22 protein-coding genes are annotated in these 21,911 nt (G+C 29.6%); 16 read left to right on the top strand and 6 right to left on the bottom strand.

Going from position 1 to position 21,911, the window contains the following annotated elements:
- The first annotated feature begins 1 nt into the window (after position 1).
- From nuoL to nuoN, 3 genes are read left to right on the top strand one after another with little or no spacing between them, the layout of a single operon-like run.
- The gene (nuoL, locus tag FDK22_RS08825) at positions 2 to 1,933 is read left to right on the top strand and encodes an NADH-quinone oxidoreductase subunit L (RefSeq protein WP_138152548.1); all 1,932 of its coding nucleotides are present in this window, start codon (positions 2 to 4) and stop codon (positions 1,931 to 1,933) included.
- 12 nt (positions 1,934 to 1,945) lie between these two features.
- Complete coding sequence (locus FDK22_RS08820) at positions 1,946 to 3,475, top strand: NADH-quinone oxidoreductase subunit M (protein ID WP_138152547.1); 1,530 nt, start codon at positions 1,946 to 1,948, stop codon at positions 3,473 to 3,475.
- Complete coding sequence (gene nuoN, locus FDK22_RS08815) at positions 3,472 to 4,959, top strand: NADH-quinone oxidoreductase subunit NuoN (protein ID WP_138152546.1); 1,488 nt, start codon at positions 3,472 to 3,474, stop codon at positions 4,957 to 4,959. Before FDK22_RS08820 ends, nuoN begins: the two co-directional genes overlap by 4 nt.
- 24 nt (positions 4,960 to 4,983) lie before the next feature.
- Here nuoN and FDK22_RS08810 read toward each other — a convergent pair whose 3' ends face one another.
- On the bottom strand, positions 4,984 to 5,586 hold the full coding sequence (locus tag FDK22_RS08810; RefSeq protein WP_138152545.1) for a flavodoxin family protein: 603 nt from the start codon (positions 5,584 to 5,586) through the stop codon (positions 4,984 to 4,986).
- A gap of 151 nt (positions 5,587 to 5,737) precedes the next feature.
- Here FDK22_RS08810 and FDK22_RS08805 point away from each other — a divergent pair, with 151 nt between their 5' ends.
- The 6 genes from FDK22_RS08805 to FDK22_RS08780 all read left to right on the top strand — a co-directional run bounded on the left by FDK22_RS08805 (position 5,738) and on the right by FDK22_RS08780 (position 12,351).
- Positions 5,738 to 6,604: a menaquinone biosynthesis family protein gene (locus FDK22_RS08805; protein ID WP_138152623.1), complete on the top strand. Its 867-nt coding sequence runs from the start codon at positions 5,738 to 5,740 to the stop codon at positions 6,602 to 6,604.
- Entirely contained in the window at positions 6,604 to 7,383 is a 780-nt protein-coding gene (locus tag FDK22_RS08800; RefSeq protein ID WP_138152544.1) for a UDP-N-acetylmuramate dehydrogenase, read from the top strand. Before FDK22_RS08805 ends, FDK22_RS08800 begins: the two co-directional genes overlap by 1 nt.
- Positions 7,384 to 7,449: 66 nt before the next feature.
- Positions 7,450 to 9,804, top strand: a complete 2,355-nt coding sequence (gene topA / locus FDK22_RS08795) for a type I DNA topoisomerase (protein ID WP_138152543.1) — start codon at positions 7,450 to 7,452, stop codon at positions 9,802 to 9,804.
- A gap of 8 nt (positions 9,805 to 9,812) precedes the next feature.
- The gene (locus FDK22_RS08790) at positions 9,813 to 10,325 is read left to right on the top strand and encodes a YfcE family phosphodiesterase (protein WP_138152542.1); all 513 of its coding nucleotides are present in this window, start codon (positions 9,813 to 9,815) and stop codon (positions 10,323 to 10,325) included.
- The gene (locus tag FDK22_RS08785; protein ID WP_138152541.1) at positions 10,315 to 11,163 is read left to right on the top strand and encodes a biotin synthase; all 849 of its coding nucleotides are present in this window, start codon (positions 10,315 to 10,317) and stop codon (positions 11,161 to 11,163) included. Before FDK22_RS08790 ends, FDK22_RS08785 begins: the two co-directional genes overlap by 11 nt.
- 9 nt (positions 11,164 to 11,172) lie before the next feature.
- The gene (locus tag FDK22_RS08780; protein ID WP_138152540.1) at positions 11,173 to 12,351 is read left to right on the top strand and encodes a cation:proton antiporter; all 1,179 of its coding nucleotides are present in this window, start codon (positions 11,173 to 11,175) and stop codon (positions 12,349 to 12,351) included.
- A gap of 6 nt (positions 12,352 to 12,357) precedes the next feature.
- Here FDK22_RS08780 and FDK22_RS08775 read toward each other — a convergent pair whose 3' ends face one another.
- The 5 genes from FDK22_RS08775 to FDK22_RS08755 form a co-directional block, all read right to left on the bottom strand.
- Entirely contained in the window at positions 12,358 to 13,023 is a 666-nt protein-coding gene (locus FDK22_RS08775; protein WP_138152539.1) for an AMIN domain-containing protein, read from the bottom strand.
- A complete protein-coding gene (locus FDK22_RS08770) occupies positions 13,020 to 13,262 on the bottom strand; it encodes an FtsB family cell division protein (protein ID WP_138152538.1) in 243 nt (80 codons plus the stop codon). The genes FDK22_RS08775 and FDK22_RS08770 overlap by 4 nt, the downstream gene beginning before the upstream one ends.
- Before the next feature lie 3 nt (positions 13,263 to 13,265).
- Positions 13,266 to 14,540 carry a phosphopyruvate hydratase gene (gene eno, locus FDK22_RS08765; RefSeq protein ID WP_138152537.1) on the bottom strand — a complete coding sequence of 425 codons (1,275 nt, stop codon included), beginning with the start codon at positions 14,538 to 14,540 and terminating at the stop codon, positions 13,266 to 13,268.
- A gap of 144 nt (positions 14,541 to 14,684) precedes the next feature.
- Positions 14,685 to 15,719, bottom strand: coding sequence for a recombinase RecA (gene recA / locus FDK22_RS08760; RefSeq protein ID WP_138152536.1), 1,035 nt, complete (start codon positions 15,717 to 15,719; stop codon positions 14,685 to 14,687).
- Positions 15,720 to 15,809: 90 nt separating this feature from the next.
- The gene (locus tag FDK22_RS08755) at positions 15,810 to 16,022 is read right to left on the bottom strand and encodes a hypothetical protein (protein ID WP_138152535.1); all 213 of its coding nucleotides are present in this window, start codon (positions 16,020 to 16,022) and stop codon (positions 15,810 to 15,812) included.
- Positions 16,023 to 16,132: 110 nt separating this feature from the next.
- On the opposite strand from FDK22_RS08755, the gene pseB reads away from it, so the two are divergent.
- Genes pseB through FDK22_RS08720 form a run of 7 tightly spaced genes read left to right on the top strand, consistent with a single transcriptional unit; the run spans position 16,133 to position 21,906 of the window.
- On the top strand, positions 16,133 to 17,125 hold the full coding sequence (gene pseB, locus FDK22_RS08750) for a UDP-N-acetylglucosamine 4,6-dehydratase (inverting) (protein WP_138152534.1): 993 nt from the start codon (positions 16,133 to 16,135) through the stop codon (positions 17,123 to 17,125).
- Positions 17,126 to 18,256, top strand: a complete 1,131-nt coding sequence (gene pseC / locus FDK22_RS08745; protein ID WP_138152533.1) for a UDP-4-amino-4,6-dideoxy-N-acetyl-beta-L-altrosamine transaminase — start codon at positions 17,126 to 17,128, stop codon at positions 18,254 to 18,256.
- Positions 18,249 to 18,950: a pseudaminic acid cytidylyltransferase gene (gene pseF, locus FDK22_RS08740; protein WP_138152532.1), complete on the top strand. Its 702-nt coding sequence runs from the start codon at positions 18,249 to 18,251 to the stop codon at positions 18,948 to 18,950. The genes pseC and pseF overlap by 8 nt, the downstream gene beginning before the upstream one ends.
- 1 nt (position 18,951) lies before the next feature.
- Positions 18,952 to 19,890 carry a UDP-2,4-diacetamido-2,4,6-trideoxy-beta-L-altropyranose hydrolase gene (pseG, locus tag FDK22_RS08735; RefSeq protein ID WP_138152531.1) on the top strand — a complete coding sequence of 313 codons (939 nt, stop codon included), beginning with the start codon at positions 18,952 to 18,954 and terminating at the stop codon, positions 19,888 to 19,890.
- 3 nt (positions 19,891 to 19,893) lie between these two features.
- Complete coding sequence (locus FDK22_RS08730) at positions 19,894 to 20,589, top strand: formyl transferase (protein WP_138152530.1); 696 nt, start codon at positions 19,894 to 19,896, stop codon at positions 20,587 to 20,589.
- Complete coding sequence (locus FDK22_RS08725) at positions 20,582 to 21,262, top strand: PIG-L deacetylase family protein (protein ID WP_138152529.1); 681 nt, start codon at positions 20,582 to 20,584, stop codon at positions 21,260 to 21,262. The genes FDK22_RS08730 and FDK22_RS08725 overlap by 8 nt, the downstream gene beginning before the upstream one ends.
- Positions 21,262 to 21,906: a formyltransferase family protein gene (locus FDK22_RS08720; protein WP_138152528.1), complete on the top strand. Its 645-nt coding sequence runs from the start codon at positions 21,262 to 21,264 to the stop codon at positions 21,904 to 21,906. The genes FDK22_RS08725 and FDK22_RS08720 overlap by 1 nt, the downstream gene beginning before the upstream one ends.
- The last annotated feature ends 5 nt before the right edge of the window (positions 21,907 to 21,911 follow it).

Genomic DNA, 21,911 nt, shown 5'->3' with positions numbered 1-21,911 from the left:
GATGGAAAAATATTTATATATTGCGCTTTTTGCCCCTCTTTTAGGTTCTTTGATTGCTGCTTGTTTCTCAAACAGACCTAAAATGCTTTTTACTGGAATTATTACATCTGCTTTGCTTGCTGTTTCAATGATAGCTTCTTTAATATTGCTTCAATATGTTTATTCAACAGAAGCTATTGTTCATGTAAGAATGCTTGATTGGATACAAATAGGAAAATTAGATATTCCATTTGGTTTTGTTGTTGATCAAGTTAGTGTTGTGATGATGGTTGTTGTAACAATTGTTTCTACAATGGTTCATATCCATTCAATTGGTTATATGGATCATGACAAATCATTTAATAGATTTTTTGCATGGCTTTCAGCTTTCGTATTTTCAATGATGATTTTAGTAATGTCAGATAACTTTGCAGGATTATTTATTGGATGGGAAGGTGTTGGACTTTGTTCTTGGGGATTAATTGGATTTTGGTACCATGTTGCAGATAGGGAAAAATCAGATGATATTTACAAATCACCATTTTCAACTTTATCACCATTTTCATCAATAAGCCCTAGTTTTGCCGCAAATGAAGCTTTTATTACAAATAGAATTGCCGATTTAGGAATGTTAGTTGGATTATTTTTAATTTATTGGAATCTTGGAAGTTTACAATATGATGAAGTTTTTGCAAATATTAGAAGCTTAGATACTTCAATTATAGTTGCAATTGGAATTTTCCTTTTTATTGGTGCTATGGGTAAGTCAGCACAATTTCCATTTAACCAATGGCTTGCGAACGCTATGGAAGGACCAACTCCAGTTTCTGCACTAATTCACGCTGCAACAATGGTAACAGCAGGGGTTTATTTAGTAATTAGAGCAAATGAGATTTTTGTAGTTGTTCCAGAAGTTGGTTATTTTATTGCTTGTCTTGGAGCACTTGTCGCTATTGGTGCAGCTTCAATGGCACTTGTTGCTACTAATATTAAAAAAATCATTGCATTTTCAACACTATCTCAACTTGGATATATGTTTGTAGCTGCTGGACTTGGAGCTTATTGGGTAGCACTTTTCCATCTTGCTACTCATGCCTTCTTTAAATCGGTTCTATTCTTAGGAGCTGGTAATGTTATGCATGCTTTAAATGATGAGATAAATATTAAAAATATGGGTGGACTACATAAGCATATGAAAGGAACTTCAATTATTATGACAGTTGCTTCAGTAGCTTTAGCTGGTATCTTCCCACTTTCAGGTTTCTTCTCTAAAGACTTGATATTAGAGGTTGCTTTTGGACACCATTCATATATTTTATGGGCTATTTTATGGGTAACTGCTGGTTTAACTGCTTTTTATTCATTTAGACTTGTTATGTATGTATTCCATGGGGAAGAGAACTTCAAAAAATTCAATTATCATCCACATGAAACATATCCATTTGTAATTGCTGCTATGACTCCACTTGCTATTTTAGCTGTTATTGCAGGATTTTTTAAAGGACCATTTATTGAGATGGTTACAAAGGTTTTACCAGAACTTGAGATTCACGTAAGTAATGCAACTTTATGGATTTTGATTGTAATAACACTTGGAATTGCATTAGGCGGTATAGCTTTCGCTGTTATTAAATTTAGAAAAGATGGTACATATTTTAGTGAGAAATTTAAAAATAGACTTTGTTATAAAGTTTTAGCAAACCAATATTTTATGCCACACTTTATTGAGAATGTAATCAATAAACCATATTTGGCACTTTCTAAATTTTCATGGAAAAATATTGATCTTAAAATTGTTGATGCTATTGTTGATGGTATTGCAAAAGTTATATACAAAAGTGGTGAGGCAAGTAGGCCTATTCAAAGTGGAAATTTATCAACTTCATTAAGATTGATGGTTGTTGGTATTACTGTATTACTAGTGCTTAGTGTGGCACTTGGTATTGCAAAGTAAGGGGTTAAGTAGATGGAACACATTTTATCAATTTTAATATTTTTTCCAGCATTTGCAGCATTTGTGGGGTTTTTAGTTAAAAATGACTCTATTAGAATGTATGGTATTGTTGTTACTGCATTAGAATTTGTTTTAAGTATTTTTCTTTGGGCAAATTTTGATACAAGTGTAGCTGGAATGCAGTTTAATGAAACCTTACCAATAATAAGTTCATATGGTATTAATTATTTAGTGGGTATTGATGGAATTTCACTATTTTTAGTGATTATGACTACTTTTATGACTATGATTGCAGTTATTGGATTAACTGAAAAAAGAAATCTAAAACATATGATTATCACAGTATTGTTCTTAGAAATGACTATGGTCGGAGTATTTTTAGCTTTAGATGCAATCATTTTCTATATGTTCTGGGAATTATCTTTAGTACCAATGCTTTATATTGTTGGAGCATGGGGTGGACAACTTAGAATTTACGCAGCTATAAAATTTTTCTTATATACCTTTATTGGTTCATTGGTGATGCTAATTGGTATGTTATACCTAGGATATGTATATTTCCAAACAACAGGAAACTGGAGCTTTAGTATTTTAGATTGGAATATGCTTATTTTACCATTTGATATGCAAACTTGGTTATTTATTGCTTTCTTTTGTGGTTTTGCAATCAAAGTTCCAATGTTCCCATTTCATACATGGCTTCCATATGCTCACGGTCAAGCACCAACAATAGGTTCTGTAATCTTAGCCGCTGTTTTACTTAAAATGGGTACTTATGGTTTTGTAAGATTTTCATTACCACTATTCCCTGATGCTTCGGTTTATTTTACATATCCAATGGCGGCTTTAGCTCTTATTGCAATTGTTTACACAGCAATGGTAGCTTATGCCCAAGAGGATATGAAACAAGTTATTGCTTACTCATCAGTTTCACATATGGGTGTTATTATTTTAGGTATTTTTGCTCTAAATGTAGAAGGGATTGGTGGTTCAATCTTCTTAATGATTTCTCATGGTATTGTATCAGGAGCCCTGTTCATGCTTGTTGGAGTAATATATGATAGACGACATACAAAAATGATAAAAGATTTTGGAGGATTAGCTTCTGTAATGCCAAGATATGCAACTATTTTTGGAATCATGTTAATGGCATCTGTTGGTCTTCCTTTAACTATTGGTTTTGTAGGTGAGTTTTTATCTTTACTTGGATTTTTTAAAGTATCTCCTGTATTAACAATTATTGCTGGACTAACAATTATTTTAGGTGCTGTTTATATGCTTGTAATGTATAAAAAATCTTTCTTTGGACCTATTGTTCATGAAGAAAATAAAAATCTTGAAGATGTAAAAGGGCGTGAATTAGCAGCATTAATTCCACTTGTTGCATTAGTTGTAATCTTAGGTGTTTATCCAAAACCTATTTTAAAACCTGTAGATACATCTGTGTCTGCCCTTGTTGAAGTTATGCAACTAAAAGCAGTAAATCCTACTACAAAGACTAGACTTATGGAGTCTAATAGTATTCAAGGAGGTGAAAAATGATAAATATACCACCTGTATCAATTGAATTTGCTAGTTTAAATTTTGGAACAATAGTTCCTATGCTTGTTGCAATAGTTGGAGCACTTGTAATTTTAATCATTGATTTAGTTAATAGAAATTTAGATAAATCTTTATATATCATGTTAACAGTTTTATTTTTAATTGTTGACTTTGGGGTATTGATTGGCTTTTCTGGAAACGTAAGAGGCTTTTTTGATTTAATGCTTGTGGATGGTATCTCGATACTTTCTCAAGGTGTAATTGTAATTGCTTCACTTCTTTTTATCTTTACGGCAATGGGTAAATTAAGATTTCAAGAGTATAGATATCCTGAGTACTTTGCTTTATATTTATTTATGATTGCAGGGTTCCAATTTATGGTTAGTTCAGATTCTTTAATTTTAATCTTTGTAGGTCTTGAAACAGCTTCTATGTCTTTATATACAATTATTGCTATGCATAATAGAAAAAATGCTTTAGAAGCAGCTATTAAGTATTTTACAATGGGTGCTTTAGCAACTGCATTTTTTGCCTTTGGTTCAATGATTTTTTATGCTTTAACTGGAACTGTTGAGTTAGGACTTATGTCACAAATTTTAGTTGAATCAAATTTTGATAACTATCCTGTAATGTTAATTGGTGTTATCTTTATGTTAGGTGCTTTAGCCTTTAAAATATCACTAGTTCCATTTCATGTTTGGGTTCCTGATGTATATGAGGGAGCAACAGCAGCTTTAGCAGGATTTATGTCTATTGTTCCAAAAATGGCAGGTTTTGTTGTTGCCTTAAGATTTTTTGAGATATTTATAGCAAGTGGTGATAGATTTGTAGAGATTATTCTTTATGTTATTGTTGTATTATCAATGACTATTCCAAATATTATTGCACTACTTCAAAATGATATTAATAGAATGCTTGCATACTCTTCAATCTCAAATGCAGGGTTTGCAATGGCAGCAATTTTAATAGGAACTACACAAGCAACAAATGCACTATTTTTATATTGGATTATGTTCTTAGTTACAAACCTTGGTGGATTTACAATGCTTTGGTTAAATAGAAGTAAAGATTATAAATTCTCTTCAGACCATGCTTTGGAAAAATATTCAGGTCTTATAAAAAGTTCACCATTTACTGCAACAATGATGGGATTATTTTTATTATCATTAGCTGGTATTCCACCATTTGCACTTTTCTGGGGAAAAATGTATTTAATTGGAGCAAGTGTTAATGCTGGATATATGTTATTAGCACTTATTATGGTTATAAACTCTGCAATTGCAGGATACTATTATTTAAAACCAATTGTTTATATGTTCTTAAAAGACCCAATTGAAGGTAATGAAGTAAAATATATGGCAAATGCAACTACTTCAATTAAAACAGTAATTGGTTTTTGTGCAATAATTACAATTCTTTCAATTTTTATGGTTGACCCATTATTAGAGATTATTTCGTACTATGTACAAACTTCAGGATATTAGGATTTTTCCTAATGTCCAAAAAATTTAAGAGGCTCTTTGTACAAAAGAGTGTAAAAGTTTATCTATCATCTCAATTAATCTTTTTTCATAGCTTTTGATAATATCTTTTTTTGGAGTTATTGCTTGCCAGTCGATAACTTTTGCTCCTATTGAGGCAGAAGTATGTTCCATGTAGTGTTTAGAGGTATAAAAACTATGATTCATAAAATATTTTGTAGTATTATAATTTATCAAAATAGAGCTTTTTGCTTGAGCTACTCTTCTTAATGTAGATTGCACTTGCCCATATGGCCAATAGTAATATGCAACTAGTCTTTGGGAGAATTTTTCATGAACCTTATTTTTTGAGAATAGATTATTTCTATCTGCTAAGATTATATATCTATTTGCAGCTTCAATATTATCTAGTTCATCATTTAAGTCATCTTTTAAAACACACTTTACAGGTTCATCACTTTTTTTCTGTGTACAGCATCTACATTCAGTACATTGAGCAAATTGTAACTCTTTTAAAGTTAATTTTGTGTAATTGACATTGTTTTTTTGTAAATAATCACTTATAAAATTTACAATTTTTTCAACATCTTTATGTTGTTTTTCCGTACAGTCAATAATTTTAACTCTCATGAGTTCCCCCTTATATTGAGTACTTATAAAATTTTAACACTTCTTTATGAATTTAGCATGACATAATTGAATATTTAGTGTACAAACGAGGCTAAACAAAAAGTAATTGATAACTTGTTACAATCCCATACAAATTTATGATAAAAGGTCTATCTTGAAAACAATAAGTGTTGCACATTCTCCTGATGCTGATGATATTTTTATGTATTATGCTATTAAGTTTGGTTGGGTTACTGCTAAAGATGCAAAATTTGAAAATATAGCTGATGATATTGAGACATTAAATCAAGCAACTTTAAAAGGTGAATATGATGTTTGTGCCATTTCTTTTGCCTTATATCCTTTAGTAAAGGATGATTATGCTTTACTTAAAACGGCTGTTTCTTTTGGGGAGGGTTACGGACCTAAACTAATTAAGAAAAAAGGTACAAAACTAAAAAGAAATTTTAAAGTTGCACTTAGTGGTGAGTTTACGACAAATGCACTTCTATTTAAAATAGCTTATCCTGAAGCTAGAATCACATATATGAACTTTTTAGATATCGAACAAGCTGTATTAGATGGAGAAGTTGACGCAGGTGTATTAATTCATGAGTCAATTCTAACTTTTAATGATGAACTTGAAGTAGAACGAGAGATGTGGGATATTTGGGTTGAACTTAGTGGAGGTGACTTACCATTACCATTAGGAGGTATGTGCTTAAGAAGATCAATTCCTCTTCATAGTGCAATTGATTATGAGAACACACTTATTAAAGCTGTTGATGTTGCAAATAAAAATAGAAAAGTTTTAGCTCCTATGTTACTTGAAAAAGGTTTAATTAGGGTAGATGCTGATACTTTAGATACATATTTAGATTTATATGCAAATGATAACTCTGTAGAGCTAAGTGAAATTCAATTTAAAGCATTAGACAAACTTTTTGAGCTTGGATATAAACATGGGTATTATGAAAATCTAATAAAAGCAAAAGATTTTTTAATTCCAAGTGAGTATGAGGAATTTAGAGCTAAATAATGAAAAACTTCTTTGAAGAGATTGATTTTAAAAAATATAGTTCAATAAAAATAGGTCCCATTTGTGAAGTTTTAAACATAAATGAGATAGGTGATTATGATGATTATCAAATTATTGGACAAGCTAATAATATTTTAGTATCAAATGACCCACCAAAATTTGCAAAGCTTGGAAAAGCTTTTGAGTATATTGAACAAAAAGATGACAAACTTTATGTGGGTTGTGCAGTAAAATCAGGTAAACTTTTATCATATGCCAAAAAACATGATTTAGCTAATTTTGAGTTTTTAGGGAGACTTCCTGGTAATTTAGGGGGGCTTATAAAAATGAATGCAGGCTTAAAAGAATGGGAGATTTTTAATTATATAGATTCTATTAAGACAAAAGATGGTTATATAAAAAAAGAAGGTATTCAATATGGGTATAGATTTACAAATATCAATACTATAGTTTATGAGCTTGTATTTAATTTATCTTCTGGGTATTCAAAAGAAAAAAGTGAAATGTTTAAAAAAATGAGAGATAACCAACCCCACACTCCAAGTGCGGGAAGTTGTTTTAAAAATCCTGAAGGTGATTATGCTGGAAGATTGATAGAGCAGGTTGGTTTAAAAGGATTAAAAAAAGGTGATATGAGTTTCTCAAAGGTTCATGCGAATTTTTTAGTAAATGAGGGTGAAGGAACTTTTGAGGATGCAATGTATCTAATAAATGAAGCAAAAAATAGGATAAAAGAGCAGTTTAATATAGAAATTCAAGAAGAGATCATAATTTTTTAATATTAAATGCTTTTAATTTTTTTATGCTAGAATGCGTGATTTATAATAAGTGTAAGGGTAGTTTTAGTGAAGAATTTAGTAATAGTAGAGTCACCAGCAAAAGCAAAAACAATATCAAAGTTTTTAGGAAAAGACTATAAAGTAATGGCCTCAATGGGGCATGTAAGAGACCTTCCAAAGTCAAAATTAGGCTTTGATCCAGAAAACAATTTTGAACCAAAATATTTAATCTCAACTGATAAGAAAAAAGTTATCAGTGATTTAAAAAAAGAGATTTCAAAAGATACTACTATTTACCTAGCAGCCGATGAAGATAGAGAGGGAGAGGCTATTGCATGGCACCTAATTCCTGCACTAAAAATTGAAAAAAACCCACTTAAAAGAATTGTATTTCATGAAATTACAAAAGATGCTATTTTAGAAGCTATTAATAACCCAAGGGAAGTAAACCAACACTTAGTAGATGCTCAACAAGCAAGAAGAATTTTAGATAGAGCTGTTGGTTATGAACTTTCTCCATTACTTTGGAAAAAAGTAAGATATGGTCTTAGTGCAGGTAGAGTTCAATCTGTTGCTGTTAGAATTATTGTTGATAGAGAAAATGAGATTAGAGCCTTTGTTCCTGAAGAGTATTGGAGAATAAAAGCTGAGTTTATAAATCCATCTTTTGATTCATTATTGGCAAAAATAGATGGAAAAAATGAAAAAGTAGAAAATGAACAACAAGCAAAAGCGATAGAATCTTCAATAAATCAAGGTAATTTCCAATTAATAGATATTGAAGAGAAAGAAAGTACAAGAAATCCTGCTGCTCCATTTACAACTTCAACACTACAACAAGAGGCTAGTAGAAAGATTGGATTATCTGTAAAACAAACAATGGTAATTGCTCAACAATTATATGAAGGAAATGTTGGTAATATTCCAGGACATTCAGGTGGTTTAATCACATATATGAGAACTGACTCATTAAATCTTTCAAAAGTTGCTACAAGTAAGGCAAAAGAAGTTATAGAAAATGAGTATGGAAAAGAGTATTCTTTAAGTAAACCAAGAGTTTATAAATCAAAAGCAAAGGGAGCGCAAGAGGCTCACGAAGCAATTAGACCTGTAAATTTAGCTTTAAAACCAAGTGAAATAAAACCATATGTTGATAATGCACAATTTAAATTATATGATTTAATTTGGAAAAGAACTTTAGCAACACAAATGGCACCAGCAAAAATAGCAAACACCACTTATAAAATTAGTGCAGGAAAAGATAAAGAGTTTGAATTTCAAACAAAGGGACAAAGAATTATTTTTGCAGGTTTTATGAAAGCTTATACTGAAGGAAGTGATAATCCTGAAGCAGCCCTTGATAGTAGTGAAAAAATCTTGCCAACTATTAAAGTTGGGACAATTTTAGATTTAGAAAAACTAGATTTAGAACAAAATTTTACTAAACCGCCTGCTAGATATACTGAGGCTAGCTTGGTTAAAAAGTTAGAGAGTGAAGGGATTGGAAGACCATCAACTTATGCTCCAACTATTTCAACTATTCAAGCAAGGGAATATGTAGAACGAACAGAAGATAAAAAACTTGCACCAACACCAACAGGTGAGATAGTAAATAGTTTCTTAGTTGACCATTTTCCTGAGATTGTAGATTTAGGATTTACTGCAAAAGTTGAAGAGGAGTTTGATGAAATTGCTGATGGAAAAATAGCTTGGCAACAAGTTATGAATGAGTTTTATGGTGATTTCAAAAAAACAATAAATGAAAAAGAAGAGAGTGTTAATAAAGAAGATTATCTTCAAGTAAGAGAGATAGGAATTGATCCAAAATCTGGGAAACCAATAAGTGCAAGAGTTGGAAGATTTGGTCCATTTGTTCAAATTGGAACAAAAGATGATGAAGAAAAGCCAAAATTCGTTGCTATTCCTGATCATTTAAATATGGATACAATTACCCTTGAAGAGGCATTATTTTTATTTACTTTACCAAGAGTCGTTGGGCAAACTAATGAGGGTGAAGATATAAAAGCAAATATTGGAAGATTTGGTCCTTATTTACAGGTTAAAACAAAATATTATTCACTTAAAACTGATGATCCTTATACGATTGAATTACCTAGAGCTTTAGAAGTTATTCAAGAGATTGATGAAGCAAAAGCTAAGGCTTTAATCCAAGATTTTGCAGAAGATAAGATTCAGATTTTAGATGGAAGATATGGACCTTACATTAAGCAAGGAAGAAAAAATTTTAAAATTCCTAAAGGTGTTGATGCCCAAGAATTAACTTTAGAAGAAGTAAAAGAGATAATTTCTAAAGACCCAAAATCAAAGGGTAGTGCAACAAAAAAAACTACAGCAAAAAAAACCACTAGTAGAAAAAAAACTACAGCGAAAAAAACAACGACTAAAAAAACAGATAAATAAATTTTAATATGAAAATAGGGGTTTTATCAGATAGTCACTTCAAAGTAGAATATACTAAAGAGGTGATTTCTCTATTAAAAAAGAATGGTGCAGAATATCTTATCCATGCTGGTGACTTATGCTTGGAAGAGAATTTAAAATTATTAGAAGAATCTGAACTTACATATGTAAGCGTATTTGGAAATAATGATATGTCATTAATCTCTATTTCCAATAAATATAATATAAAGCAGGAGCCTTATCCTTTCAAGATAAAGGAGACTACTTTTAAGTTAATGCATTTACCTTATTATATGACAGGTGATTGTGATGTGGTGATTTTTGGTCATACACACATTTTTGAAAGTGAATATAAAAATAATACACTTTTTCTAAATCCTGGTGAAGTGTGCGCTAGAGAGAAACCTTTAGTAGAATGTGTGTTGCTTGAAATTAAAGATAATGAGTATATAATCAACTATTACTCAAGGGATATAAATAAAAAAGAGTTTTTAAAAAAAGAGATAATTTATGAGAAGTGAACAAATATTTTTATGTGCAATTTGTAATATTGAAAGTGGCACATGTAATGAAGATTGTAAGTTTTGTACCCAAAGTGTAAAATATAAAGCTGATATTCAAAGATATAAACAAAAACAGATTGAACAAATAGTTGAAGAAGCAAAAAGAGCTAGAGCAAATAACGCAAATGGTTTTTGTCTAGTAACTGCAGGAAAAGGTCTTACAGACAAAAGATTAGCTTTTGTTTGTGAAGCAGCAAGGGCAGTTAAAAAAGAGAATCTAGGATTGATTTTAATTGCATGTAATGGAACTGCAAGTGTGGAGCAATTAGAGACTTTAAAAGAAGCTGGTGTTGATGCATATAATCATAACTTGGAAACTGCAAGGGATTTCTATCCTGAAATTGTTACAACACATACTTGGGATGAAAGATATCAAACTTGTAAGAATGTAAAACAAGTTGGACTAAGACTTGTTTGTGGAGGAATTTTTGGATTAGGTGAAACTCAAGAGCAAAGGGTATCAATGCTTGAATCAATTGCTTCATTGGATCCAATGAATGTTCCTATTAATTTTTTCCATCCAAATAAAGCTTTACCAATAGTAGAAAATTCTATAACAAGAGAAGAGGCTTTTGAACTTATTACCTTAACAAGAAAAATGGTTCCAAATGCAAAAAAAATTATGGTTGCTGGTGGAAGAGAATTGATGTTTGGAGATGAAGAGTATAAAATCTTTGAAAAAGGTGCAAATGCCTTTGTTATAGGCGATTACTTAACAACTGCAGGAAAATCTCCACAAGATGATATAAGAGAACTTGAAAAATTAGGTTTTTCTATTACTAGAGAAATTAACTAGGAATAAGTAATGACTGAAGAAATATTAATCATTATCACTATATCTTTGATTATATTTTCTTCACCATTAATATCAAAGTTTATAAAACTTCCTACTATTACTATTGAGATAATGTTAGGGGCTTTAGCAGCATATTTTGCTTTTATTACAGAGCATGCTGTATTAGAACTTGTTGCGGAATTAGGTTTCTTATATTTGATGTTTCTAGCAGGACTTGAAGTTGATTTAAAAAAGCTTATGACCATATCAAATACAATTTTAAGAAAATCTATATTTTATAATGTGATTTTATTCTCTTTATCTGCATTAATTGCTATTTATTTAGATCTTGGCTTAATTTTTATAGTTGTGTTACCACTTATTTCTATTGGTTTATTAGCTGCTTTAAAGAAAGAGTATGGTGATGTTGATTGGATTAAGCTTTCAATTACAGTGGGACTTATTGGAGAAATCGTTTCTATTTTTGCACTAACAACTGTATCAGCAGCATTAGAGTTTGGTATTAATATTGAGTTTTATAAAACAATGGTTTTATTTATTGCATTTTTAGTTTCTATGCTATTTATTTACAAACTATTTCATAATCTAATTTGGTGGTTTCCTGAAATAAAAGCTTTACTTATGCCAGAGCAAGATCACCAAGAACAAGATATTAGAGTATCTATGGCTATTTTCTTTTTAATGATTGCTGTTATGATGGCATTACATTTAAAAGTTGCTTTTGGAGCATTTATTGCTGGAACATTTATTACAACATTTTTTGAGAAGCATAACAATAAACTTTCACACAAGTTAGAGCATTTTGGGTTTGGATGGTTAGTGCCTATTTTCTTTATCTCTGTTGGAGCTTCTTTTGAATTGGATGCATTATTACAAGATGGATTACTTGTAAGTGCAATTTTAATTGTTGTAGCTATGGTAGGGATTAGATTTGTAGCTTCTATGTTGTTTATTAAAGAGATGGGATGGAATAAATTTTTTATGATTGGTTTTTCCCATTCGATGCCAATTACACTTTTAATTGCTGTTGCAACATTAGCTTATCATACTCATTCTATTACACAGTTTTATTATTATGCTTTTATTTTAGCTGCTATTATTGAAGTTTTAGTTGTAATGATTTTAATTAGAATTGTTGCTAGTTTTTTAAAAAATAGTGAGAAGAAAAAGGTAAAAAAACCTATTTAGGTTTTTTTACTCATAAAGCTTAATAATACTTACCATCTTATCATCATATGTAACTTCATAATCTTCTGGCATATTAGCTAGTTCTACAACTATTCTAAAATAGTTTTCATTTTTATGATTTCCAACTGCAATTTTTGGGAAATTTGTAGAGTTTAAATCTTCTCTTATAGTATAAAAATTTTCTTTAGCACCAAAGTCTAAAATGATTTTCTTTTTACCTGGAAGTGTCATTTTCTTTGTAACTTTGTAGTTTGTATGAATATCTAATTTATCATTATCATATTCGATTTTTAGAAAAGGAAGTAACTCTTTTTCATTTGTAATATCAAGTCTTGGTTTTACATAAACAACTTCTTGTTTTGGCTCTTTTATAATAATCTCTTTTTTAATGATTGTTTTAGGTTTTACTTCTTTTTTAACCTCTTCAATCATTTGTTTAACCTTTTCTTCCGTAACTGGTTTAACCTTAGGCTCAGGCTTATTCATATTTTCATACATCTCATTAACATAATGTTGCTCTTGTTGAAACTCAACTGCATAATCATCTTCTGGTTCATTGATTTCAATTAATCTTGCTGCTTCTTCTTGGTATGTGTTTGTTGCTTCAAAAGGGTTTTCTCTAGCAATTAAACTAACAGATAGTATAAGTAGAAGTGTAAATAGTCTTTTCATTCCTCAGGCTCCAAGTTTTTTAATTCAAAATACTCTTTTTGTAAATAAGCATTTTCTTGTTGTAATCTTTTTATTTCACTTTGAAGATACTCTTTTTTATGTTTTAAAGAGTTATAAACCTCTAAAGAGTTATCTCCAAAAAGAACATTAGAGACATGATATCCAAGAAATATCGTAATGGCAACAGAAACTGTTGCCATTATCGAAAATTTTTTTATAATACCACGATTTTCTTTCATAAATTATTTTGAGAAAGGTTGTTTTCCTAAGTATTCAGCATACCCAATCTCTGCACCAATTTCTAATAATCTATTGTATTTAGCGATTCTATCACTTCTTGCAGTTGAACCAGTTTTGATTTGACCACAATTTAATGCAACAGCAAAATCAGCAATAAATGCATCTTCTGATTCACCAGATCTGTGCGACATTACACAGTTATAGTTATTTCTTTGAGCAAGTCTAACTGTTAACATAGTTTCAGAAACAGAACCAATTTGGTTTGGCTTAATTAAGATTGCATTTGCAATCCCTTTTTGGATTCCTTCTGCTAAAATATTTGCATTTGTAACAAATAAATCATCCCCAACAATTTGGATTTTATCACCTAATTTTTCAGTCATCAATTTAAATCCATCCCAGTCATCTTCTGATAAACCATCTTCGATTGAAACGATTGGGTATTTAGCACAAAGGTCTACATAGTATTCAACTAATTGGGCAGATGTAATTTCTCTGTTTTCAGATTTTAATACATATTTACCTTCATCATTGATAAGTTCAGATGCTGCAACGTCCATAGCAATTGCAATTTGTTCACCTGGTTTATAACCTGCTTTTTCAATTGCTTCCATAATTACTTGTAAAGGCTCTTCGTTTGATTTTAAGTTTGGAGCAAATCCACCCTCATCACCAACTGCTGTTAATTCACCCATACCATCAATAATCTTTTTAAGGTGTTGGTATACTTCTGCTGAAGCTCTTAATCCATCATTGAAATTATCAAATCCAACAGGCATAATCATAAACTCTTGGAAATCAACAGAGTTATTTGCATGTTCTCCACCATTAATGATGTTTAACATAGGAACTGGCATTGTCATTGCATTTGCTCCACCTAAATATCTGTATAATGGAATATCTAAAGATGCAGCAGCTGCACGTGCTACGGCCATAGATACACCTAGAACTGCGTTTGCTCCAAGTTTTGAATAGTTAGAAGTTCCATCGATATCTTTCATAGTTGCATCGATTTCTGCTTGATTGTATGGACTTAATCCCATTAATTCATCAGCAATAACAGTATTTACATTTTCAACAGCTTTTAAAACACCTTTACCTAAAAATCTATCATCTCCATCTCTTAATTCTAATGCTTCTCTTTTTCCTGTACTTGCTCCACTTGGAACAATTGCACTTTGTTTTGTACCGTCACTTAAGATAACAGTAGCTCTAACAGTTGGGTTTCCTCTTGAATCTAATACTTCATCTGCATATACATTATCAATAAATACCATTTATGGTCTCCTGTTTTGAATAAAATTGGTATATTCTACTAAAATTTTTATTGGTAATTGCTTTTATAAAAGTGTTTTGAAAGATTATAAGTAAGTTTAAGGGTAGATTTTTATGGTTTTAATCAAAGAGAATATTCTCTTTGATTAATCTTCTTCTGTAGTTTCTGTTTCACCTTGAATTAGTTCATCATTAATTCCCATTGCAGCAAGGATTTTTTGTTCTATCTCCCGTGCAATTTCTGGGTTGTCTTTTAAAAATACTTTTGAATTTTCTTTACCTTGACCGATTTTTGTATCTTCATAAGAGAACCATGCCCCAGCTTTATCAACAATATCAAGTTTTACACCATAATCAATAAGCTCACCCATTTTTGATACACCTTCACCAAACATAATATCAAATTCAGCTTGTTTAAATGGTGGTGCAACTTTATTTTTTACTACTTTAACTTTTACTCTATTACCAATAGAATTTTCACCTTGTTTTAAAGTTGCAATTCTTCTAATATCTAGTCTAACTGAAGAGTAAAATTTTAGTGCATTTCCACCAGTAGTTGTTTCTGGAGATCCATATCCTGTCATACCAATTTTCATTCTGATTTGGTTGATAAAGATAACTGTACAATGCATTTTATTTAATAAACCTGTGATTTTTCTAAGAGCTTTACTCATAAGTCTAGCTTGAACACCAACTTGTTGGTCATCCATATCTCCATCAATTTCAACTTTTGGAGTAAGTGCCGCAACTGAGTCAACTACTACTAAATCAACTGCTCCACTTCTAATAACAGTTTCTAGGATTTCTAAAGCTTGCTCACCAAAATCTGGTTGAGATACAAGTAAGTTATCAGTATCTACACCAATATCTTTTGCATATTTTACATCAAGAGCATGTTCTGCATCAATAAAAGCACAAACTCCACCAGCTTTTTGCGCTTCAGCAATAGCATGTAAAGTCAGAGTTGTTTTACCTGATGATTCAGGTCCATAAATCTCTACCACTCTACCTTTTGGAAGACCACCAACACCAAGTGCTAAGTCAAGTCCTAATGATCCTGTAGATATTGATTCAGTTGGAACTACTTCTTTGTCACCAAGTCTAATTAAAGTTCCTTTACCAAATGTTTTATCAATTTGTTTAATAGCTAGTTCTAATGATTTTTTTTGATTATCATCCATTGTTTTATGTCCTGTGTTTTATTTTATGTTGGAATTTTAGCGAATTATTTTTAAAGTAGTTACTTATATTACAAAATGCAATATTTATTTTTAATCATCTTTTTTTTCAGATGATTCTTCTTCTATCTTTTTCACTGTTTCAATTGTTTTTATATGAGAGTTAACTCTTTTTTTCATTGTATGTGTTTTAATATGTTTAGCAAGTATTTTTGTATATTTTTTATAATTTCTACTCCCTTTCTCAAAAGTAGCTAGTTTTTTTTGAATTTTCAAAATATCTTCTGGAATAATGTTGTTTGCCATATAAAAACCTAATTAAATTTAATAATTTAAATTATCTCATATAAACTCTTAAAATTAAAGTTAAATAATAAATTAGTTAAAATATATCATTATAAAAAAGTGAGTTATACATGTTTAACAATAAAAATATTTTAATTACTGGTGGAACGGGAAGTTTTGGGAAAAAGTTTACAAAAATAATACTAAGTAAATATAAACCAAATAAAATAATAATTTATTCAAGAGATGAGCTTAAGCAATATGAGATGTCTCAAGATTATAATGATTCTTGTATGAGATATTTTATTGGAGATGTAAGGGATAAAGAAAGATTAAAAAAAGCAATGAGGGATGTTGACTATGTTATTCATGCTGCAGCTTTAAAACATGTACCTATAGCAGAATACAATCCAATGGAATGTATTAAAACAAATATTAATGGTGCTCAAAACATTATTGATGCTTGTTTGGAAAATAAGGTTAAAAAAGTAATTGCTCTTTCAACTGATAAAGCAGCAAATCCTGTTAATTTATATGGGGCAACAAAATTAGCTTCCGATAAACTTTTCGTTGCTGCGAATAATTTAGTAGGAGAGCGTGATATTCAATTTTCTGTTGTTAGATATGGAAATGTAATTGGAAGTAGAGGAAGTGTAATCCCTTATTTTAAAAAACTTATAGAAAATGGGGAAAAAGAACTTCCTATAACTGATGAAAAAATGACAAGGTTTATGATAACACTAGAACAAGGTGTTGAGTTTGTCCTTGAAAATTTCCAAAGAATGCAAGGTGGAGAGATTTTTGTTCCAAAAATTCCATCAATGAAAATGACAGATTTAGCAAAAGCAATGGCTCCTAATCTTCCTATAAAAATTATTGGCATAAGACCTGGAGAAAAACTTCACGAAATAATGTGCCCAGCTGATGATTCTCATTTAACAATTGAATTTGAAGACCATTATGTAATTGCTCCAACAATAACATTTACTAAAAATAGAGATTTTTTAATAAATAAAAAAGAGGAAAAAGGTAAAAAGGTAGTCCAAGGATTTGAATATAACTCAGGAACAAATGACGAATGGCTAGCAGAAGAAGAATTTTTAGAATTGATAAAAGATATTTAAATGAATTTCATCCCTTATGGTAAGCAAACTATTGATGAAAAAGATATAAATAGTATTGTTGAAGTTTTAAAATCTGATTATCTAACAACAGGGCCAAAAGTAAAAGAGTTTGAAGACTCAATTGCAAAATATTGTGATGCAAAATATTGTGTGGCTGTATCAAATGGCACTGCTGCTTTGCATTTAGCTTCAATGGTACTTTTAAATGATGGTGACAAAGTTTTAACAACACCAAACTCATTTTTAGCAACTTCTAATTCAATGCTTTATGTAAATGCAAAACCAGTTTTTGTGGATATTTACGAAGATGGAAATATCAATTTAGATCTTTGTGAAGAGTATTTAAAAAAAGATTCTTCAATAAAAGCTATATTTGGTGTATCTTTTTCAGGAAATATGCTAAATCAAAAAAAATTAAAAGAGATAAAAGAAAAATATAAAATCAAGATTTTAGAAGATAATGCCCATGCTATTGGAGCTATGCAAGATGGTATAAAAGCTGGCTCATGCACAAATAGTGATATCTCTATTTTCTCTTTTCATCCTGTTAAAAGTTTAACTACAGGAGAGGGTGGAGCAATAACTACCAATTCAAAAGAGCTTTATGAAAAACTTATGCTTTTAAGAAATCATGGAATGAAATCAAATAGTGAAGTTGCACCTTGGCATTATGATATGACAGAGTTAGGATTTAATTATAGATTAACTGATATCTCATGTGCATTAGGAATATCTCAATTAAAAAGATTAGATTCATTTTTAATTTCACGAAGAACAATTGCCAAAAGATATGATGAATTAATTGATAGTATAGATTTTATTGAGCCATTATACTCTTTTACTAATGATTCAGCTTACCATTTATATGTAGTAAAAATTGATTTTGATAAATTAAACTTTGATAAAAAAGAGTTTGTTTTAAAAATGAGAGAGAAAAATATTGGTCTTCAATATCACTATATTCCCATAAATAAACAACCATACTATCAAAATTTAGGATATGGGAATGAAAATACTCTTATAATGGATGAATATTATGAAAAGGCTATAAGTTTACCTATTTACCCTCTTTTATCAAAAGATGAACAAATATATGTAATAAACTCAATCTTGGAGATATGTAATGCCTAAGTCTATTGCTATTATTCCTGCTCGTGGTGGTAGTAAAAGAATTCCTAAAAAAAATATTAAAGACTTCCATGGTAAACCTTTAATTGCATATAGTATTCAAACAGCATTAAGGTCTAAATTGTTTGAAAAAGTTGTGGTAAGTACAGATGATGAAGAGATTGCAGAAATTTCTAAAAAATATGGTGCAGAAGTACCTTTTTTAAGACCTAAAGAATTAAGTGATGATTTTACAGGTACAGCTGATGTAACAAAGCATGCAATAGACTTTCTTGAACTAAAGGGAGAAGTATATGATTATTGTTGCACAATTTATGCAACGGCACCATTACTTCAAGAAAAATATTTAGTGGAAGGTTATACTAAGTTAAAAAACAATGATGCAATAAATACTTTTTCATGCACTTCCATGCCTTTTCCGATTCAAAGAACTTTTAAAATAGATGAGAATAATAGATGTAAAATGTTTTGGCCTGAAAATTATATGAAAAGAAGCCAAGATTTAGAAGAAGCTTACCAAGATGCAGGACAATTTTATTGGACTAAAGTAGGTAAAAATTCAGGTGAAGTAATGTTTGGAAAAGATAGCATACCTATTATTTTACCAAGACATTTAGTGCAAGACATAGATACATTAGAAGATTGGACTAGAGCTGAATATATGTATTCTGCATTAAAACAAAATAGAGAATTTTAATATGAATATCCTTTTTAGAACAGACTCTTCATCTAAAATAGGTATTGGGCATATTATGCGAGATCTTGTTCTTGCAAAACAGTATCCCAAATCAAAAATTACTTTTGCCACTCAAGAACTAGAGGGGTCAGTGAATCATAAAATTGATGAAACTGGATATAACAAAGTTATCCTAAAATCTAATGATATAGAAGAAGTAGAAATACTCATAAAAAAACTATCTATTGATATGATTATAATAGATCATTATGGTATTGACTACACTTATGAAAAACAATTAAAAGTTAAAAATCCAGAATTAAAAATTATGGTACTTGATGATACTTATGAAAAACACCATTGTGATATATTGTTAAATCACAATATGGGTGCAAGTAAAAAAAAATATAAAAATTTAGTACCATCTAACTGTGAATTAAGATGTGGAAGTAAATTTACTCTTTTAAGAGAAGAATTTTTAATTGAAAAGAAAAAATCAAAAAGAAAAAGAGGAAGTTTAAGTAGAAATACTTTTTTAGTTTTTATTGCAATGGGTGGAGCGGATCATAGCAATATAAATGTAGATATACTAAAAACTATAAAAAAAGTTAATAAACTTTATAAAGAAAAAATAAGAATAAATTTAGTCACAACAACTGCAAATAAAAATTTAAAAAGTTTAGTAAAATACTGTAAATATGAAAAATGGATTAAATTACATGTAAACTCAAATAAAATTGCAGAACTAATGGCAAAAAGTAATCTTGCTATAATTACCCCAAGTGTGACTATAAATGAAATTTATTTTATGAAAGTTCCATTTATAGCAATAAAAACAGCAAGTAATCAAAAAGAGATATATTCATATTTAAAAAAGAAAAATTTTGATGTTTTGAATTCCTTTGACACTGTAAAGTTACAAAAAAAATTAATTAAGCTATTAACAAAAGCTGATAGGTAAATTATGGAAAATATAATTATTGCAACTATAAAAGAATGGAATATAAAAAACTTTTTCAAGATTAAAGAATTTAATGAAAATAAATATAAATTTCATCTTATAACCAATAAAGAAGAGTTAACATACGAACTTATATCTAAAATTAATCCTAAATATATTTTTTTCCCTCATTGGTCATGGATTATAAGAGATGACATTTATAATAATTTTACATGTATAGTGTTTCATATGACAGATTTACCATATGGTCGAGGAGGTAGTCCTTTTCAAAACTTAATTATGAATGAGGTTTATGAAACTAAAATATCTGCACTTAAAGTTGATGGTGGTTTAGATACGGGAGATGTGTTTTTAAAATATGACTTTAATATTAGTGTAGGAAGTGCTGAAGAAAACTTTATTCGTATTTCAAATATTATATTTGAGAAGATGATTCCTGATTTTTTAGAAAATGATTTATTACCTCAAAAACAAACTGGGCAGGTGGTAAAATTCAAAAGAAGAGAAGCAAAGGAAAGTGATATTTTAGGCCTTAACGAAAAAACTTTAAATAAAATGTATGATTTTATTCGAATGCTTGATGCACAGGGGTATCCTAAAGCATATATTAATCTTGATAAAATAAAGATTGAATTTAGTGAAGTACATTTAAAAAATAATAAATTAGTAGGTCGATTTGAGGTAATTGAAAATGAGTAAAAAAATTTTAATAGTTGCAGCTCATCCTGATGATGAAGTATTGGGGTGTTTTGGCACAGTTTCTAAACTTATTAAAGAGGGATATGAAGCTTATACTTTGATTCTTGGTGAAGGAAAAACATCAAGGGATGAAAAAAGATTAGTTGAAAATAAAAAAGATGAAATAAAAATATTAAATAATGAGATACAAAAAGCGAATGATGTTATAGGAATAAAAAAAGTTTTTGTCGAAACTTTTCCTGATAATAGATTTGATAGTGTCGATTTGCTTGATATTATTAAAGTTATATCAAAAGTAAAAGAGGTAGTGAAACCAGATATTATTTTTACCCACTATGAACATGATTTAAATATTGATCATCAAATAACCTATAAAGCAGTAATTACAGCAACAAGACCAATGGAAAATGAATGTGTAAAAGAGATATATAGTTTTGAGATACTATCATCTACTGAATGGAATTACCCTTTATCTTTTTCTCCTGATACATATTATGATATATCTGATACTATCGATTTAAAAATAGAGGCTATGAAAGAGTATACATCTGAATTGTGTGAATATCCTCACCCAAGAAGTCTTGAAGGGATAGAATTAAATGCAAAATATCAAGGTATGAGAATTGGTAAAAGATACGTTGAGGCATTTAAAAGTGTAAGAGTAATAAAATAATGAAAGTTGCGATTTTAACATCACCTAATCAATGGTTTGTAGATTATGCAAAAGATTTACAATTAAAGATTAGAGATTCTGTATTATTTTTTGAACATAAAAATTTGCATGAATCATTTGATATACTATTTATTTTGGGATATCATAAAATAATCGAAGAAAAATATTTAAAGTTGAATTTACACAATATTGTTATTCATGAAAGTGATTTACCAAAAGGTAAAGGTTGGGCACCTCTTTTTTGGCAAATACTAGAAGGACAAGATGAGATAGTTTTTTCAATGTTTGAAGCTTCAAATGGAATTGATAATGGAAACATTTATATGAAGAAGCGTTTAATTTTAGATGGCACAGAACTAAATAAACAACTTAGAGCTAAACAAGCAGAATTAACAATCCAAATGTGCTTAGAATTTATAAAAAATTATGAAAAATATAAATTTTCTAAACCTCAAGTTGGTGAAGAGAGTTTTTATAAAAAAAGAACTGCAAAAGATAGTGAATTAAATATAGAAAAGTCTATAAATGAGCAATTTAATCTTTTTAGAATAGTCGATAATGAAAATTATCCTGCATTTTTCTATAAAGGGGGAGAAAAATATATTTTAAAAATAGAAAAGGCAAGTGATGAAAAAGTTTTTTGAAGTTA

This window comes from Arcobacter arenosus, assembly GCF_005771535.1.
Lineage (GTDB): Bacteria > Campylobacterota > Campylobacteria > Campylobacterales > Arcobacteraceae > Halarcobacter > Halarcobacter arenosus.
Note: the sequence above shows the minus strand (reverse complement) of the source record. Positions and strands in the feature narration are given on the sequence as shown.

Excerpts from the sequence above, each read along its gene's own strand:
- nuoN (WP_138152546.1), top strand. The coding sequence starts at position 3,472 with ATGATAAATATACCACCTGTATCAATTGAATTTGCTAGTTTAAATTTT.
- eno (WP_138152537.1), bottom strand. The coding sequence starts at position 14,540 with ATGGTATTTATTGATAATGTATATGCAGATGAAGTATTAGATTCAAGA.
- FDK22_RS08720 (WP_138152528.1), top strand. The coding sequence starts at position 21,262 with ATGAAAGTTGCGATTTTAACATCACCTAATCAATGGTTTGTAGATTAT.
- FDK22_RS08785 (WP_138152541.1), top strand. The coding sequence starts at position 10,315 with ATGAGAAGTGAACAAATATTTTTATGTGCAATTTGTAATATTGAAAGT.
- pseB (WP_138152534.1), top strand. The coding sequence starts at position 16,133 with ATGTTTAACAATAAAAATATTTTAATTACTGGTGGAACGGGAAGTTTT.
- FDK22_RS08820 (WP_138152547.1), top strand. The coding sequence starts at position 1,946 with ATGGAACACATTTTATCAATTTTAATATTTTTTCCAGCATTTGCAGCA.
- FDK22_RS08780 (WP_138152540.1), top strand. The coding sequence starts at position 11,173 with ATGACTGAAGAAATATTAATCATTATCACTATATCTTTGATTATATTT.
- pseC (WP_138152533.1), top strand. The coding sequence starts at position 17,126 with ATGAATTTCATCCCTTATGGTAAGCAAACTATTGATGAAAAAGATATA.
- FDK22_RS08775 (WP_138152539.1), bottom strand. The coding sequence starts at position 13,023 with ATGAAAAGACTATTTACACTTCTACTTATACTATCTGTTAGTTTAATT.
- nuoL (WP_138152548.1), top strand. The coding sequence starts at position 2 with ATGGAAAAATATTTATATATTGCGCTTTTTGCCCCTCTTTTAGGTTCT.
- FDK22_RS08800 (WP_138152544.1), top strand. The coding sequence starts at position 6,604 with ATGAAAAACTTCTTTGAAGAGATTGATTTTAAAAAATATAGTTCAATA.
- FDK22_RS08770 (WP_138152538.1), bottom strand. The coding sequence starts at position 13,262 with ATGAAAGAAAATCGTGGTATTATAAAAAAATTTTCGATAATGGCAACA.
- FDK22_RS08755 (WP_138152535.1), bottom strand. The coding sequence starts at position 16,022 with ATGGCAAACAACATTATTCCAGAAGATATTTTGAAAATTCAAAAAAAA.
- FDK22_RS08730 (WP_138152530.1), top strand. The coding sequence starts at position 19,894 with ATGGAAAATATAATTATTGCAACTATAAAAGAATGGAATATAAAAAAC.
- pseF (WP_138152532.1), top strand. The coding sequence starts at position 18,249 with ATGCCTAAGTCTATTGCTATTATTCCTGCTCGTGGTGGTAGTAAAAGA.
- FDK22_RS08810 (WP_138152545.1), bottom strand. The coding sequence starts at position 5,586 with ATGAGAGTTAAAATTATTGACTGTACGGAAAAACAACATAAAGATGTT.
- pseG (WP_138152531.1), top strand. The coding sequence starts at position 18,952 with ATGAATATCCTTTTTAGAACAGACTCTTCATCTAAAATAGGTATTGGG.
- recA (WP_138152536.1), bottom strand. The coding sequence starts at position 15,719 with ATGGATGATAATCAAAAAAAATCATTAGAACTAGCTATTAAACAAATT.
- FDK22_RS08790 (WP_138152542.1), top strand. The coding sequence starts at position 9,813 with ATGAAAATAGGGGTTTTATCAGATAGTCACTTCAAAGTAGAATATACT.
- FDK22_RS08725 (WP_138152529.1), top strand. The coding sequence starts at position 20,582 with ATGAGTAAAAAAATTTTAATAGTTGCAGCTCATCCTGATGATGAAGTA.